Source organism: Aeromonas sp. LsrichE-8G, assembly GCF_022869435.1.
GTDB lineage: Bacteria > Pseudomonadota > Gammaproteobacteria > Enterobacterales > Aeromonadaceae > Aeromonas > Aeromonas caviae.
This window is the reverse complement of the sequence record NZ_JALIHH010000006.1, coordinates 72942-88783: the sequence shown is the minus strand read 5'-3', so window position 1 is coordinate 88783 and position 15842 is coordinate 72942. Positions and strand designations below refer to the sequence as shown.

The following is a 15842-nucleotide window of genomic DNA, read 5'->3' as shown; positions in this document are numbered from 1 at the left end:
TCACCACAAGCTGGCAATAACGACATGAACCATTTCGAGATTATTGAAACCCGCGTCGCCCAGGTCAGGGCCACACTGGCCACGCTGGAGCTGGACGCCTTCATCGTTCCCCACGACGACGAGCATCTGGGGGAGTACATTCCCGCCTATGCCGAGCGGCTGGACTGGATCACGGGTTTCAACGGCTCCGCCGGGCTCGCCATCATCATGGCGCATCGGGCGGCCCTGTTCATCGACGGTCGTTATACGGTGCAGGCGCGCATGCAGGCGCCGGCCGAGCTGTTCGAGTTTCTCCACCTCAATGAAGACCCCCACGTACAGTGGCTGGCGGAGCAGTTGCCCTCAGGCTCCCGGGTCGGTTTCGATGCTCGCCTGCACAGCCTGGCCTGGTATCAGAACGCCAACGCCGTGCTGACCGAGCGCGGCATCGAGCTGGTGCGCATCGACGAGAACCCCATCGATCTGCACTGGAGCGATCGTCCCGCTCCGACCAAGAGCCCTGTCATCCTCTACAGCGAGGAGCTGGCGGGCCAGTCCAGCCAGGCCAAGCGCGAAATGCTGGCCAGCGATCTGCGCAAGCGCGGGCTGGATGCGGTGCTGCTGACCCAGGCCGAGCCCATCAACTGGCTGCTCAACCTGCGTGGTCGCGACGTGGAACGCCTGCCGGTGGTGCTGGGCTTTGCGGTGCTCTACGCCAACACCACCATGGATTTCTTCGTCGATACCGACAAGATCGACTGCTTCGCCTTCAGCCAGCACGTGGGGCAGGATGTCTCCGTCTACCCCATCGACAAGCTGGGTGACGTGTTGCAGCGCATCGGCGAGGATCAGCAGAAGGTGCTGGCCGACCCCAACACCGCCAACGCCTGGACCCAGCTCGTGATGGAAGAGGCAGGCGCCATTCTGGTGGCCGGCCAGGATCCCACCATGCTGCCCAAGGCGTGCAAGAACCCCGTGGAGCTGGCCGGCATGCGTGCCGCCCACCTGCGCGACGGCGTTGCCGTCACCCGCTTCCTGGCCTGGCTGGATCGCCTGATCGCCAGCGGCGAGTTCGACGGTGTGGACGAAGGCACCCTGGCAGACCAGCTGGAAGCCTTCCGCCACGAGCAGGAGCACTATGTGGAGCCGAGCTTCGACACCATCTCGGCACTCGGCCCCAATGCCGCCATGTGCCACTACCGCCACACCAACGGTACCCCGCGGGCCTTCGGCCAGGACAGCATCTATCTGGTGGACTCCGGCGCCCAGTACCTGGACGGCACCACCGACATCACCCGCACCGTCAAGGTGGGTGAGGTGACCGACGAGCACAGGGCCATGTTTACCCGGGTGCTGCAGGGTCATATTGCCCTGGATCAGGCCCGCTTCCCCCGCGGTACAGCCGGCATCCTGCTCGACGTGCTGGCCCGCATGCCCCTGTGGCAAGCCGGCTACAACTACGACCATGGCACCGGTCACGGGGTCGGCCACTTCCTCAGCGTGCACGAAGGCCCGCAGCGCATCGCCCCCAAGGGCAGCCTGGTGGCCCTGCAGCCGGGCATGGTGCTCTCCAACGAGCCGGGCTACTACCGGGAAGATGCCTTCGGCATCCGCTGTGAAAACCTGGTGGTGGTGACCGAACAGGAGGCCCGTGGCGAGCAGCCGATGCTGGGCTTCGAGCGACTGACCTATGTGCCGTTCGATATCCGCCTCATCGATCGCAGCCTGCTGAGCCCGGCGGAGTTCCGCTGGATCAACGAATACCATGCGGAGGTCTACCGCCGTCTGAGCCCGCTGCTGGAGGGCGAGGATCTCGCCTGGCTGGAGCAGGCGACCAGCCTCCTCTGATGACACAGGGCCTGCGGGCCCTGTTTCTTTATCCGCGGCATGCCACAAATGCCCCCCTTGCATCGACTCCCCGCCCCTTCTACCCTGTGCCTCCTTTTTGGCTGCCCCGCAGCAGAGACCCGATGAGAGGAGCCCCGATGCACTCGTCCCCCGTATTGCGCCTTGCCACCCACACCGACATGCACGCCATCTGGCAGATAGATGCCGATGTCTTCGGCGAGGATGTCTACCCCGGTTTCTTCTTTCGCCAGGCCATGGATCTGTGGCCCGAACTGCTGGTTGTCGCGGAGCGGGAAGGCCGGCTGCTGGGCTATGCCCTCGGGGGGCTTGGTCAGGATCGGTCGCAGGGCTGGCTGCTCTCCCTCGCGGTGCGTCCCGAAGCACGCGGCTTCGGCCTGGCCGAGCAAATGATGTTGCAGGTGGAGCAGGCTCTGGCGCATTTGCAGGTTGCCCGGGTGAGGCTGACCGTGGATCCCGCCAATCCGGCCCAGCGCCTCTACTTAAGGCTGGGTTATCAGCAGTTGGCAGAAGAGAGAGGCTACTTCGGGCCGGGCGAGGATCGCCTGCTGCTGGAAAAAGCCCTGATCTGACCATCCACCACCGGCACGGGAGCCTTCCGGCCACATAATTGGTTACACTTTGCGGGTTTAATGCGCAATCTGGTTGGCGTAAAGTGCAATTCATCACCAGATTAATCCGATGCCCGCCCAGGAGGCCCATCATGTTCAAACGTATTGCTCTCGTCACCCTGCTGGCGGCCACCACCGCCATCACCGGCTGTGCCAACAGCGACGTCTACTCCGGCGATGTCTACACCAAGGATCGCGCCAAGCAGGTACAGACCGTCAGCTATGGCACCATCCTCTCCACCCGCCCCGTCAAGATCCAGGCCGATGAGAACTCCCTGATCGGCACCATTGGCGGTGCCGTGGTCGGCGGCCTGCTCGGCAGCACCATAGGCGGCGGTCGTGGCAGTGACATCGCGGCGGCCGGTGGCGCCATCGCGGGTGCGGCGGCCGGCAAGGCGGCAGGGGACAAACTCAACCAGGTTGACGGGGTCGAGCTCGAGATCAAGAAAGAGAACGGCGAATCCATCGTGGTGGTACAAAAGGCCAGCCCCACCTTTGTGCCTGGCGCCCGGGTCCGCATGACCCAGGGCAACGGCACCATCAACGTGGCCGTGGTGAACTGATAGCGCCGCTCAAGGTGCACAATGCCATAAAAAAAGGTGAGCCCGGGCTCACCTTTTTGCGCTCTGCACCACTGAGGATTCACCCGCCCAGATGCAGCCAGGCCGCGATGGACAGCTGCAGGCCCACCAGGTCGGCATGGTGGAACAGGGCATGCAGTGATGCACGATCCCCGGCCACCTGCATCATCAGATGCTGTTGTGCCTGCAGGTCGGCCAGCCAGGAGGGGGGCACCGTCAGCGTGCCTGCCGCCTCGGCAACCAGGGATACCCCCTCGAGCAGAGCATGCAGCGCCCGTTGTTGTTCGCCAGCATCGCCACTCTCGAGCCAGAGCTGCTCATGATACTGCCAGTGCTGCATACCCAGGGTAATGCTGGTCTTCTGATCTTTGCCCTCAATCCCTTGCAGGGGCTGCACGGCCAGTGGCTTGCCAAGCCCAGCCAGCCTGTATCCGCGCTGCGCCTTGGACTGGGCACCCAGCCGCAATCCTCCCAGCGCCGCCAGCTTGCTCGCCAGGGTGAACAGGGCGCGGGCATCGCCGGATTTCAGCTCCAGCTCCAGCTCGTCGATCCCGGTACGCCCCAGGGCACCGGCAATCTCCCCCTGATCCCAGGCCAGCTCGATCTCGGCATCTCCGAATGCGATCAGCCAGTGGCGGCGCAGGAAATCGGTGCTGAACTGGGCCACCAGACGGCTCTGGAGTTCATCGCGCACCACCAGACTCGGCCAGATATCGGCAGGAAAGGCAGACAGGGTCGGAATGGTTCCCTCTACCGGGGTGTTGTACTCGGGTCTGGCGTGCAATCCGCCCACGACCTGCCCCCGGCACTTGATGGTCTGCTCGGAAAAATCATCGCTGCGACGAATGCGCAACCCCATCTCGAGCCCACGCAAACCCAGATCGGGCGTGTCGAAATAGACGTTGCCAAGAGTGGCTTGATTGGAAGAGATAATCTCTAGTGAATTCAGAATGTTGGAGAGGGATTCTTGAATATTGCTGGTGACGAAAAACTTTATCTCGATCTCAGTTTGCATAGTCATTCCGGGCTGGCGGGCAACTTTGGGGGGCATGTTCAGGGTCGCGAGGATATAATGCCAGCGACAGTTCACGATTAATTCACGGTTTTATTGATGGCACAGTTCGGTTACCATGCGCCCCTCATAAAATCGTATCGAGTGTTTTTTCACCGACACAGGTTTGGCCATGCCAGTAAATACTATTTTGGGTCTTTTTGCCAAGTCCCCCATCAAGCCGCTGCAGAAGCATATCGTCAAGGTTCACGTGTGCTGCGAACAGCTCATTCCCTTCTTTGATGCCGTCGCTGAAGACCGCTGGGAAGATGCCGAGAAGATCCGGCAACAGATCGCCCAGCTGGAAAAAGAAGCGGACATCCTCAAGCGCGAAATCCGCTTGAAACTCCCCCGCGGCCTGTTCCTGCCGGTCGCCCGTACCGATCTGCTGGAGCTCTTGACCCAGCAGGACAAGATTGCCAACCGTGCCAAGGATATTTCCGGTCGCATGCTTGGCCGCAAGATGGAATTCCCCACCGAGATGCGCGCCGATTTCATGGCCTATCTCAAACGCTGTATCGATGCGACCGCCCAAGCCGAAAAAGCCATCGGAGAACTCGATGAGCTGCTTGAAACCGGCTTTAAAGGACGTGAAGTTGAAATGGTTGCCGAGATGATCCACCAGCTGGATCTCATCGAGGACGATACTGACACCATGCAGATCGGACTGCGCCAACAGCTGCAAGCCGTTGAGCACAAATACAATCCGATCGACGTTATGTTCCTCTACAAGATCCTCGAATGGGTAGGTGACCTGGCTGATCAGGCAGAGCGCGTTGGCGCCCGTCTGGAATTGATGCTGGCTCGTTCGTAATCGACTGACTGGGTAAACACTACTAATGGACATTATCGCGAATTACGGCACCACCCTGGTGCTCGTGGCGGCCTTGTTCGGCTTTTTGATGGCCTGGGGCATTGGTGCGAACGACGTCGCCAATGCAATGGGCACATCGGTCGGCACCAAGTCCCTGACCATCCGTCAGGCGATCATCATCGCCATGATCTTTGAATTTGCCGGTGCCTATCTGGCCGGTGGCGAAGTGACGGCCACCATCCGCAGCGGCATCATCGACAGCAACGCCTTTGCCGACACGCCGGATCTGCTGGTGCTCGGCATGATCGCCTCCCTGCTGGCTGCGGGTCTGTGGCTGATCCTGGCCTCCTATTTCGGCTGGCCCGTCTCCACCACCCACTCCATCATCGGCGCCATCGTGGGCTTCGCCGTGGTGAGCATCGGTCCGGAAGCGGTACAGTGGAACAAGTTTGGCGGCATCGTCGGCTCCTGGGTAGTCACGCCGGCCATCTCGGGCATCATCGCCTACTTCATGTTCATCAGCGTGCAGAAGCTCATCTTCAACACGGACAATCCCCTGGACAATGCCAAGCGCTATGTCCCCTTCTACATGTTCCTGACGTCCCTGGTCATCTGCCTGGTCACCATCAAGAAGGGGCTGACCCACGTCGGTCTGCACCTGAGCAATGGCGAAGGCGCGCTGCTCTCCGTCGCCATCTCCATCGCGGTGGCGTTTGCCGGCTGGATCTATATCCGCGGCCAGCAGTACAACCCGAAAGATGACAGCAAGATGCACTTCGCCAACGTGGAGAAGGTGTTCGGCATCCTGATGATCATCACCGCCTGCGCCATGGCCTTCGCCCATGGCTCCAACGACGTGGCCAACGCCATCGGTCCGCTCTCTGCAGTCGCCTCCATCGTGGCTGCCGGCGGCGAGATCGGCGGCAGCTCCCACATCGCCTGGTGGATCCTGCCCCTTGGCGGCATCGGCATCGTCATCGGTCTGGCCACCATGGGCGAGAAGGTGATGGCGACCGTCGGCACCGGCATCACCCACCTGACCCCGAGCCGTGGCTTCGCAGCCCAGCTGGCCACCGCCGCCACCGTGGTGATAGCCTCCGGCACCGGTCTGCCCATCTCCACCACCCAGACCCTGGTCGGTGCCGTCATGGGCGTCGGTCTGGCACGGGGCATCGCGGCCCTGAACCTGGGCGTGCTGCGCAACATCGTGGTCTCCTGGGTCATCACCCTGCCCGCGGGCGCCATCCTGGCCATCGCCATCTTCTACGTGTTGCAGGCCTGCTTCTCCTGAGCAGCCCACGCCGCACGACAAAAAGCCCGGGTCATTGACCCGGGCTTTTTTATGCTTCGCCCATATCACGCCGTCGATCGGCTGCGCCGTTTACTCCTCGATAAAGGTCCACTCGTCGCGCACCCGGCTGATGGCATCGAGCCGCCGTTTGGCAAGCTGCTCGCGGATTGCCTCCCCCTTGAAGCCGGCCGCCACTATCTCCTTGACCGGCACAGCCTGCGCCGCCTCCAGGGCCTGAGCGACATAGTCCGGCTGGCTGTAGACTTTCTCTTCGAAGCCGGTACGACCGTGGAAGTCGGCGCGACAGGCATCGAGCAGCTGGGTAAAGCGCTCCGGTCTGCGCCAGGCATCGGCCTTGTCGAATACCTTGAGCAGGGTCGCGGGCTTGAGCTCGAAGGCAATGTGGATATGGGTGTGCAGGTCGCTCACCAGCAGTGCCAGATCGCGACACTCGTTCGGCACCCGGAAGCGCTCGCAAAAATCGCGAATGAGCGGCAACCCCTTCTGACCATGGCCGTGATGGCTCGGCCAGAAGGCGGGCGGGGTCAGCCCCTTGCCAAAGTCGTGGCAGAGGGACGCGAAGCGCACGGTCAGTTCGGGGGAGAGACGACATGCCTGCGCCAGCACCATCATGGTGTGGATGCCGGTGTCGATCTCCGGGTGCCATCTGGCAGGGGCCGGCACACCGAACAGGGCATCGAGCTCGGGGAAGAGCGCCTTGAGTGCGCCGCATTCGCGCAGCACCTCGAAGAAGATCTGGGGTGTCGGCCCCAGCAGCACTTTTTCCAGCTCCTTCCAGACCCGCTCCGGGGTCAGGTGGGCCAGCTCTCCAGCCTCCGTCATCTCGCGCATCAGCCCCAGCGTCTCGGGGGCCACCACGAACCCCTGGGCATGGAAACGGGCGGCGAAGCGCGCCACCCGCAGGATGCGCAGGGGATCCTCGGCAAAGGCCGGCGAGACATGGCGCAGCAACCGCGCCTCCAGATCCTGCACGCCGCTGTAGGGATCGTGCAGTTGCCCGTCCTCATCTTCGGCGATGGCGTTGATGGTGAGATCCCGGCGCAGCAGATCCTGCTCCAGCGTCACCTCGGGGGCGGCATGGCAGACGAAGCCGGTGTAACCCTGCCCCTGCTTGCGCTCGGTGCGCGCCAGGGCGTACTCCTGCTGGGTTTTGGGGTGAAGAAAGACTGGAAAGTCTCGGCCCACCTGGGTGAATCCGAGACCCAGCATCTGCTCCACCGTGGCGCCGACCACCAAGTGATCCCGATCCCCCTGGGGCAATCCCAACAGGCGATCCCGCACCGCCCCTCCGACCAGATAAATCTGCACGCGCACTCTCCCTCGATAAACTTGCCACGATGATACCGCTTTTGGCCAAGAGAGACGATGTGAACCCGTCGCACCAGGCTCGCCATCACTCGGCCGGGCGGCGGCTTCCCGTCATCGTCCCGGGCGACTCAGCCCGTGGTTCGAGCCAGCTCCCCTTATGGTATCCGGGTCTTTGACATCCCTTTTGGGAGGCTTTAACCTGCCGCCCATAACAATGGAATGGATCCTTATGTACACACAGTTCTTCGGTCTGTCGGAGCCCCCGTTCTCCATCTCGCCCAACCCCAAATACCTCTATATGAGCGAGCGTCACGGGGAGGCCCTCGCCCACCTCAACTACGGGTTGCAGGACGGTGGTGGCTTCGTGCTGCTGACCGGGGAAGTGGGTACGGGAAAGACCACCGTCTCCCGCTGTCTGCTGCAGCAATTGCCCGCTGACACCGAGATCGCCTACATCCTCAATCCCTCTCTGACCGAGCGGGATCTGCTGGCCGCCATCTGCGACGAATTCCAGTTGCCCTACGGCGAAGAGGCCAGCCTCAAGCAATTGTTCGACCTTATCCGGGATCATCTGCTGGCGAATCTGGCGGCAGGCAAGCGCAGCGTGGTGCTGGTGGATGAAGCCCAGCACCTGCTGCCCGGCGTGCTGGAGCAGTTGCGACTGCTCACCAATCTGGAGACAGACGAGAAGAAACTGCTGCAGGTGGTGCTCATCGGCCAGCCCGAGCTGCAACAGATGCTGCGCCAGCCCCTGCTGCGCCAGCTGGCGCAGCGGATCACCGCCCGCTATCACCTGCTGCCGCTGTCGCGCCAGGATGTGGATGCCTATGTCCGCTTCCGGTTGCAGGTGGCAGGCTGCGTCCAGCCCATCTTCACCCCCAGGGCCATCCAGACCCTGCATCGCCTCTCCGGGGGCATTCCCCGTCTCATCAACCTCATCTGCGACCGCGCCCTCATCGCCGCCTTCGCCCGTGGCAGCCACAAGATAGTGCACGGGGACATCAGCCAGTCCGCGTATGAGGTGAGCGGCATTCGCGACGAGGGAAGCTGGCAATCCGGCCTCACGGTCGCCCTGGTGGGCGCCCTGCTGGTCGCCACCGGCTGGTGGGGCTGGCAATTCTTTGGATTCTTCCCAGCCCGCCCCCTGGTCAAGGTCGAGGTACCGGTCAAGGTGGATGACACGCCGGAGCAGCAGGCCCAGCTGACCCGCGCCATCAATCAGGCGCTGGAGCCGGACGTCGCCATGCAGAATCTCTACAAGGTATGGGGCTACCAGGCCGAGCTGGAGGAGGCAACCTGCGACAATGCCCCCCGTGCGGGCCTGCGCTGCCAGGAGGGAGAAGCCTCCCTGGCGCAATTGCAGGCGCTGCAATACCCGGCCCTCATCAGTCTCACCGACGAGACCGGCGGCCTCTATTACGCCACCCTGGTCAGCCTGGGGGCGGACAAGGCTTCCCTGCTCATCGGCAACCAGAGCTGGCAGGTGGACAGGCAGTGGCTCTCCGACGCCTGGGGCGGCAGCTACACCCTGCTCTGGCGCATGCCCAGGGGCAACGTGCCCCTGATAGCGAGCAATGCCGGGGCTGCCCAGGTGCAGTGGCTGGACAACGCCCTTAGCCGCGCCATGCAGCAACCCGATCGCAAGGTGAGCCGCTTTGATGCCACCCTCAAGAACAAGCTGCAACAGTTCCAGCGCGAGCAGGGACTGACCCCGGACGGCATCGCCGGCAGCAACACCCTGCTGCGGCTGAATGTGGCCTCCGGCGAACCCATGCCCAGGCTGGAGGATGAATCCCTGCGAGCCAGCACGCCGGTCGATCTCGACAGCGTGGCGGATGATGAGACGGATCCCATGGTCGAGGAGGCCTCCTGATGTCCACCCTGCTCAAGGCCCTGCGCCGGGCCGACCAGCCCCAGTTCACCCCCCATATGCCGCTCATGGGTCTGCCCGTGAGCCAGGAAGAGGAGCCCAACCGCCGCTGGATCTGGTGGGCCCTGGTGCCCCTGGCCCTGGTGATGGGCGCCGCCGCCAACTATGGCTGGCACCTCTATCACCTCAAACCCGTGGAACAGCAGGTCGAAGTGAAGGAAGTGGTGACTCCCCCCTTCGTGCGGGTCGAACCCAGGCCCATGATCACCCGGCCGCTGCCGCCCCCCCTGCCGGAGCCCGTGGTCGCTCCAAGACCTGCCGCAACCCCGGCTGCGACTACCGCAAACCAGGGGGGACAGAGTCTGGCAGAACGGCTGATGGCCGCCCTCAACAACACGCCGCTGGTGGAAGAGAGTGCGCCCCAGGCTCAGGTCCAGACCAGTGCCATCCCCCTCGGCGCCCTGGCCCCGGCCCTGAAACAGCAGGTACCGTCCCTGACCTATGGTGCCCACAACTACTCCTCCGACCCGGCCAAGCGGGCCGTCGTGCTCAATGGACGGGAGTGGCGCGAGGGGAATGAGATCGCCCCCGGTGTCATCCTGGCAGCCATCGCCCAGGACTACATCGTCCTGCAGGTCGACGGCCAGTATGCCAGCCTCAAGGCGCTGCAAGACTGGCGCGGCTGATCTGCCGGCATCCGGTGGCCCTCCCCCCGGGAGGGTCACCGCCCATTCTGAGGGAGCCCGAGAGCTCCCCTTTTTCATCAATAACCTACACTCGACCATTGCCATGCGCCGGGTCGGGGATCGCCCTCCTGATGGCGGGCGGACTTATCATCAGAACATGAGCACACTGTGAGCCACTCAGACAACACCACCTTCGCCACCCGCATTCTGGACTGGTACCAGATCCACGGCCGCAAGACCCTGCCCTGGCAGCAGGACAAGACCCCCTACCGGGTCTGGGTCTCCGAGATCATGCTGCAACAGACCCAGGTTGCCACTGTCATCCCCTATTACGAGCGGTTCATGGCCCGCTTCCCCGACGTGCTGGCCCTGGCCAACGCCCCCATCGACGAGGTGCTGCATCACTGGACCGGGCTTGGCTACTACGCGCGCGCGCGCAACCTGCACAAGGCTGCCCAGCAGATCCGCGATCTGCACGGCGGCCTCTTTCCGGAACAACTGGAAGAGGTGATGGCCCTGCCCGGCATCGGTCGCTCCACCGCCGGGGCCGTGCTCTCCCTCTCTCTGGGCCAGCCCCACGCCATCCTGGATGGCAATGTGAAGCGGGTACTCACCCGCTGGCTGGCGCTGGCGGACTGGCCGGGCCAGAAGCAGGTCGAGCACGATCTCTGGGAGCTGGCGACCCGCCTCACCCCGCGCGTCGGGGTGGCCCAGTACAATCAGGCCATGATGGACATGGGGGCCACCGTCTGCACCCGCAGCAAGCCCGCCTGCGAGCGCTGCCCGGTGCAGGCCGATTGCCAGGGGCTGTCGCAGGGCAACCCCACCGCCTACCCTCACTGCAAGCCGAAGAAGAGCATTCCGGCACGCAACGGCATTATGCTGATCATCCGCCACGGCGATCAGCTGCTGCTGGAGAAGCGTCCGCCGCAAGGGATCTGGGGCGGGCTTTACTGCTTCCCGCAGGTGGAATCCCTCACCGAGGTGACCGGACGACTGCGGGAGTTGGGGCTGGAGGATGCCGCCTATCAGGAGCTCGCTGGATTTCGTCACACTTTCAGCCACTTCCACCTCGATATCCGCCCTTTGCTGATCGAAATGGCTGTTCCGCCCGCCCCCCTGCTCATGGAAGCGGATACCCGACTCTGGTATAACTTACGCCATCCTGCCGAGGTGGGATTGGCGGCGGCCACGGCCCGTCTGCTCGCCTACCCGGACTTACAACCAGACTTGCAACCACAGAGGTCAACATGAGCCGTACCGTATTTTGCCTGCGCCTGAAGAAAGAAGCGCCGGGTCTCGATTTCCAACTCTACCCCGGTGAACTCGGCAAGCGGATCTTCGACAACATCAGCAAGGAAGCCTGGACCGAGTGGCAGAAGAAGCAGGTCATGCTGATCAACGAGAAGAAGCTGAACATGATGAATCTCGAGCACCGCCAGTTGCTGGAAAAAGAGATGGTCAGCTATCTGTTCGACGCGGGTGAAGTCCAGATCGACGGCTACACCCCTCCCAGCCAGTGAGCGGGAATCGAGTCAAAGGGCCAGCGTCCCCCTGAGTCGTCAATATGCCGCAGGGTGACACCAATCCTGGCTCAGGCCAGTCAGTGACGGGCGGCCCCACCGCCCGGTTTGAGGATCTTATGGGTCGTTTTTTTGGGCTGCTGTGCGCCCTGCTGTTTCTCTCTGCCTGTTCATCCACACCCCAGACCAGCGGGGGTGGCGATGATGATCTGGTCAACGGCAAGGACGTGCGCGGTTTTGAACACATGATCAGTGCGCTCTCCCATAACGTGAACGAGATATGGGGGCGCGAGGCGCTGTTCGCGGGCAAGTTTGACTACGTCAAATACACGGATCAGTACAAGAGCCGCGCCCACATCGATTTCTCCAGCGGTCACATCATGGTGGAGACCGTCTCGGGTCTGGATCCCCGTGCCCACCTGCGTCGCGCCATCATCGAAACCCTGCTGACCCCGGACGATCCGGCAGAGGTCGACCTTTATTCCGACCGTGAGATCATGCCAGGTGGCGAGCCCTTCCTCTATGGCCAGGTGCTGGACAACCAGGGGCAAGCGATCCGCTCCAGCTGGCGTGCAGAGCGTTATGCCGACTATCTGATCGCCAACGCGATGAAGAAGCGCACCCTCGGGATCCGCAACATCTTCTTCATCGACATTCCCATGGTGGCCAACCACGAAGACAGGCGCGGCTACAAATACGCCAGCATCATCCGCGATGCCTCCCGCAAGTACGGGGTCGCCGAGAGTCTCATCTACGCGGTGATCAAGACCGAGAGCAGCTTCAACCCCTATGCGGTCAGCCACGCCAACGCCTATGGCCTGATGCAGGTGATCCCGGCTACCGCTGGGCGGGATGTCTATGTAAGGGTCAAGGGCAAGGATGGCCAGCCGACCAGGGAAGATCTGTTCAATCCGGCCTACAACATCGATGTGGGGACCGCCTACCTGCACCTGCTGCAGACCGTCTATCTGGCGGATATCCAGGATCCCCAGTCCCGCCGCTATGCGGTGATCTCCGCCTACAACGGTGGTGCCGGAGGGGTGCTCAACACCTTCTCCAACGATCGCAAGGCGGCCCCCGGCATGATCAACCGCCTCTCCCCCGAGGCCGTCTATCAGGTACTGACCGAACAACATCCCAAGGCAGAGGCTCGCCGCTATCTCTACAAGGTCAATCAGGCCGAGAAGGGGTTCAAGCGAACCGTCGCAAGCCGGGCTGGCTGATGGCATGCAAGAAGGGCGCTCCTGGAGCGCCCTTCTCATTTACTGTGGCCAGAAAGCTTACTTGGCGATGAAGCCACCCTTGCTCAGGGGCGCAGCCCCCACCTTCTCCAGGTGTTCCACCTCGACTTCGGTCTTGTTCCAGCTGTGGTCCACCTCGCCGCGCACGCGGATCAGATCGTCAGGGCCTACCTCGGTACCGCGCCACACGTCACCGTCCACCTCCACTTCCACCTCGCCGCTGTCGTCACGGAACAGGTAGTTTTCGCCACCCAGGTGTTTGACCAGCTTGCCTTCCAGGGTCACCCACTGATCATCGGCCACGTCTTTCAACTGGGCGACCGATACCTTGTTCTGCTCCTTGGGGCCGGTGTAGGCCGCCATGGCGAAAGAAGAGACGGACATCAGGGCCACCAGGGCGATTGCTTTTGCGTTGTTCATTTCATGCTCCTGTCTTTGCTGTATGAGGGCATCTTGCCCGGGGGCGCGTGAAACAAACGTGAAGCCTCCCCATTCAGGGAGGAGTGATGTGATCGCAAGCGATTAAATGGCCACGGCATGCTGCAAAAATGTATTCGAGTGGATACCTTTTCACCTGGCCATGCGGGTTCCCAGCCCGCCGCCATCGAGGAACAGCCCGCAGGCCCGCCCTGCCCCATCCATGAGAACAGCTACATGAACAAATGGCTTTTGTGTTTATTGGGTCTCTTCGCCCTCACGGCCCATGCCGCCGAGACACGTCCCCCCTTCTCCCGCATCGTGATGTTCGGCGACAGCCTCTCCGATACCGGCAAGATGTACGACAAGATGCGCGGTTACCTCCCCTCCAGCCCGCCTTACCATCAGGGCCGCTTCTCCAACGGCCCGGTCTGGCTGGAGCAGCTCACCCAGCACTTCCCGGGCCTCGCCATCGCCAACGAGGCGGAAGGGGGCGCCACTGCCGTGGCCTACAACAAGATCTCCTGGAACCCCAAGTATCAGGTCATCAACAACCTGGACTACGAGGTGACCCAGTTCCTGCAAAAGGATGGCTTCAAGCCCGACGATCTGGTGATCCTCTGGGTCGGTGCCAACGACTACCTGGCCTATGGCTGGAACACCGAGCAGGATGCCAAGCGGGTGCGCGACGCCATCAGCGATGCGGCCAACCGCATGGTATTGAACGGTGCCAAGCAGATCTTGCTGTTCAACCTGCCGGATCTGGGCCAGAACCCCTCGGCCCGCAGCCAGAAAGTGGTCGAGGCAGCCAGCCATGTCTCCGCCTACCACAACCAGCTGCTGCTGAATCTGGCACGCCAGTTGGCTCCCACCGGCATGGTGAAATTGTTCGAGATCGACAAGCAGTTCGCCGAGATGCTGCGCGAGCCACAGAACTTCGGCCTGAGCGACACCGAACACGCCTGCTATGGCGGCGGCTATGTGTGGAAGCCGTTCGCCTCCCGCAGCGCCGCCACCGACAGTCGACTGGCCCCCTTCAATCCCGAGGAGCGCCTTGCCATCGCCGGCAACCCTCTGCTGGCTCAGGCCGTCGCAACGCCCATGGCGCGCCGCAGTGCGGGCGAGCTGAACTGTGAAGGCAAGATGTTCTGGGACCAGGTCCACCCCACCACAGTGGTACACGCCGCCCTGAGCGAGCGGGCTGCCGCCTTCATCGAACAGGAGTACGAATTCCTCCCTCGATAACGGAGGCCATCCTGCCAGGGCCGGCGCTTCGCCGGCCCTCTTGCCGACAAGGGAAAGCAACCCCATATGACACCCATCACAGATTCGAGTCACGGTTCCCCGGCGCTCTTCTGTCTCCACTATGATGCAGATGGATATCACAATATGTTTTATATCAGTTGCTTGTAGATCGAGAAAAGCGAGCTACGTTTAAACGTGTTGTGGTCGAACACAGGCCCAACCCACGAGGCGAGGCGACATGAATTCGCGCTCCCCACACACAAGATTGCAGAGGCATCTATGAACAAAACACTGATTACCTTGCTGGTTTCAGGCTTGCTTGCGGCCAACGCCCAGGCAGCCGGACAAGACAACACCTGGTATGGCGGTGCCAAACTGGGTTGGTCCAACTTCTACGGTGTCGATGAAAGCAACGCCATCGCCATCACCGACAAAGACGACGATGAAGTCGGCGCCGGTGCGTTCGCCGGTTACCAGATCAACCAGAATCTGGGTGTCGAACTCGGTTATGACTACCTTGGCAAGCTCAAGTACAGCGGCACCCGCAATGGCGCGGCCTTCAATGACTCCGTGCAAGCCCAGCTGGCCCAGCTCACGCTGAAACTGGGCTTCCCGGTTGCGGACAATCTGGACCTTTACGGCCGTGTCGGGGGCGGCTATGGCTGGACCGACAGCGATCAGCTGGAAAACGACAGCCGCTTCACCTTCGTCGGCGCGCTCGGTGCGGAGTATGCCCTGAACCTGGATTGGGCAGCCCGCCTCGAATACCAGTACAGCACCCCGTATGGCAGCCGTGACGATACCGGCCTACGCATGGACAACGGCCTGCTCTCCCTGGCCGCCGTCTATCGCTTCGGTCAGGTTGCACCGGCTCTGCCGGTCGCTGCTCCCGCCCCCGCGCCCGAGCCCGTGATGGTCGACAAGCAGTTCACCTTGAGCTCGGACGTGCTGTTTGACTTCAACAAGGCCACCCTCAAGCCCCAGGCCGGGCAGGCGCTGGATACCCTCTACAGCCAGATTGAAGAGGCCAGGCCCAAAGACGGGTCGGCCACCGTCATCGGCTATACCGACCGCATCGGTTCCGAGACCTACAACCAGAAGTTGTCCGAGCAGCGTGCCCGGACCGTGGCCGATTACCTGATTGGCAAGGGCCTGCCTGCCGGCAAGGTCAATGTGGAAGGGCGTGGCAAGCAGTCTCCCGTCACCGGCGACAGCTGCACCAGCAAATCCAAGCGCGAGCTGATCGTCTGCCTGGCCCCGGATCGCCGGGTAGAGGTCAAGGTACAGGGCGTCTCGGAAGTACAGCAATAACGACGACCCCAAACAAAACGGGAGGCC

The 15842-nt window shown here is 62.5% G+C and carries 15 protein-coding genes; 12 read left to right on the top strand and 3 right to left on the bottom strand.

All coding sequences use genetic code 11. From position 1 onward, the window contains the following. The first annotated feature begins 24 nt into the window (after positions 1-24). The 3 genes from MUW49_RS01600 to MUW49_RS01590 all read left to right on the top strand — a co-directional run bounded on the left by MUW49_RS01600 (position 25) and on the right by MUW49_RS01590 (position 3019). Positions 25-1827, top strand: coding sequence for an aminopeptidase P family protein (locus MUW49_RS01600; protein WP_244812349.1), 1803 nt, complete (start codon positions 25-27; stop codon positions 1825-1827). Between the two features lie 137 nt (positions 1828-1964). Beyond that, positions 1965-2417: an N-acetyltransferase gene (locus MUW49_RS01595; RefSeq protein WP_128296204.1), complete on the top strand. Its 453-nt coding sequence runs from the start codon at positions 1965-1967 to the stop codon at positions 2415-2417. Positions 2418-2548: 131 nt separating this feature from the next. Beyond that, positions 2549-3019 (top strand): glycine zipper 2TM domain-containing protein, encoded by a 471-nt coding sequence (locus MUW49_RS01590; RefSeq protein WP_010675734.1) that lies wholly within the window; start codon positions 2549-2551, stop codon positions 3017-3019. A 79-nt stretch (positions 3020-3098) separates the two neighbouring features. Here MUW49_RS01590 and MUW49_RS01585 read toward each other — a convergent pair whose 3' ends face one another. Further along, on the bottom strand, positions 3099-4052 hold the full coding sequence (locus MUW49_RS01585) for a CYTH domain-containing protein (RefSeq protein ID WP_161470350.1): 954 nt from the start codon (positions 4050-4052) through the stop codon (positions 3099-3101). 169 nt (positions 4053-4221) lie between these two features. On the opposite strand from MUW49_RS01585, the gene MUW49_RS01580 reads away from it, so the two are divergent. Both MUW49_RS01580 and MUW49_RS01575 read left to right on the top strand, forming a co-directional pair. Continuing rightward, positions 4222-4902, top strand: a complete 681-nt coding sequence (locus MUW49_RS01580; protein ID WP_010675736.1) for a TIGR00153 family protein — start codon at positions 4222-4224, stop codon at positions 4900-4902. 25 nt (positions 4903-4927) lie between these two features. Then, positions 4928-6193, top strand: a complete 1266-nt coding sequence (locus MUW49_RS01575) for an inorganic phosphate transporter (protein WP_039040595.1) — start codon at positions 4928-4930, stop codon at positions 6191-6193. A gap of 90 nt (positions 6194-6283) precedes the next feature. Here the strand turns inward: MUW49_RS01575 and MUW49_RS01570 are convergent, their stop codons facing one another. Continuing rightward, complete coding sequence (locus MUW49_RS01570; RefSeq protein WP_103858232.1) at positions 6284-7522, bottom strand: multifunctional CCA addition/repair protein; 1239 nt, start codon at positions 7520-7522, stop codon at positions 6284-6286. 229 nt (positions 7523-7751) lie between these two features. Here MUW49_RS01570 and MUW49_RS01565 point away from each other — a divergent pair, with 229 nt between their 5' ends. The 5 genes from MUW49_RS01565 (at position 7752) to mltC (ending at position 12824) form a co-directional block, all read left to right on the top strand. After that, a complete protein-coding gene (locus MUW49_RS01565; protein ID WP_010675739.1) occupies positions 7752-9395 on the top strand; it encodes an ExeA family protein in 1644 nt (547 codons plus the stop codon). Next, on the top strand, positions 9395-10078 hold the full coding sequence (gene exeB / locus MUW49_RS01560) for a GspB family T2SS assembly factor variant ExeB (RefSeq protein ID WP_042882413.1): 684 nt from the start codon (positions 9395-9397) through the stop codon (positions 10076-10078). The genes MUW49_RS01565 and exeB overlap by 1 nt, the downstream gene beginning before the upstream one ends. Before the next feature lie 168 nt (positions 10079-10246). Then, the gene (gene mutY / locus MUW49_RS01555; RefSeq protein ID WP_244812348.1) at positions 10247-11332 is read left to right on the top strand and encodes an A/G-specific adenine glycosylase; all 1086 of its coding nucleotides are present in this window, start codon (positions 10247-10249) and stop codon (positions 11330-11332) included. Further along, the gene (locus MUW49_RS01550; RefSeq protein ID WP_010675742.1) at positions 11329-11601 is read left to right on the top strand and encodes an oxidative damage protection protein; all 273 of its coding nucleotides are present in this window, start codon (positions 11329-11331) and stop codon (positions 11599-11601) included. Before mutY ends, MUW49_RS01550 begins: the two co-directional genes overlap by 4 nt. 119 nt (positions 11602-11720) lie before the next feature. After that, positions 11721-12824 (top strand): membrane-bound lytic murein transglycosylase MltC, encoded by a 1104-nt coding sequence (mltC, locus tag MUW49_RS01545; RefSeq protein ID WP_041211728.1) that lies wholly within the window; start codon positions 11721-11723, stop codon positions 12822-12824. A 57-nt stretch (positions 12825-12881) separates the two neighbouring features. On the opposite strand, the gene MUW49_RS01540 is transcribed toward mltC, so the two are convergent. Further along, positions 12882-13262 (bottom strand): NirD/YgiW/YdeI family stress tolerance protein, encoded by a 381-nt coding sequence (locus tag MUW49_RS01540; RefSeq protein WP_039040598.1) that lies wholly within the window; start codon positions 13260-13262, stop codon positions 12882-12884. Positions 13263-13496: 234 nt separating this feature from the next. Between MUW49_RS01540 and MUW49_RS01535 the strand changes: the two genes are divergently transcribed. Further along, the gene (locus tag MUW49_RS01535; protein ID WP_041211862.1) at positions 13497-14504 is read left to right on the top strand and encodes an SGNH/GDSL hydrolase family protein; all 1008 of its coding nucleotides are present in this window, start codon (positions 13497-13499) and stop codon (positions 14502-14504) included. A gap of 279 nt (positions 14505-14783) precedes the next feature. Continuing rightward, positions 14784-15815 (top strand): porin OmpA, encoded by a 1032-nt coding sequence (gene ompA / locus MUW49_RS01530; protein WP_103858230.1) that lies wholly within the window; start codon positions 14784-14786, stop codon positions 15813-15815. The last annotated feature ends 27 nt before the right edge of the window (positions 15816-15842 follow it).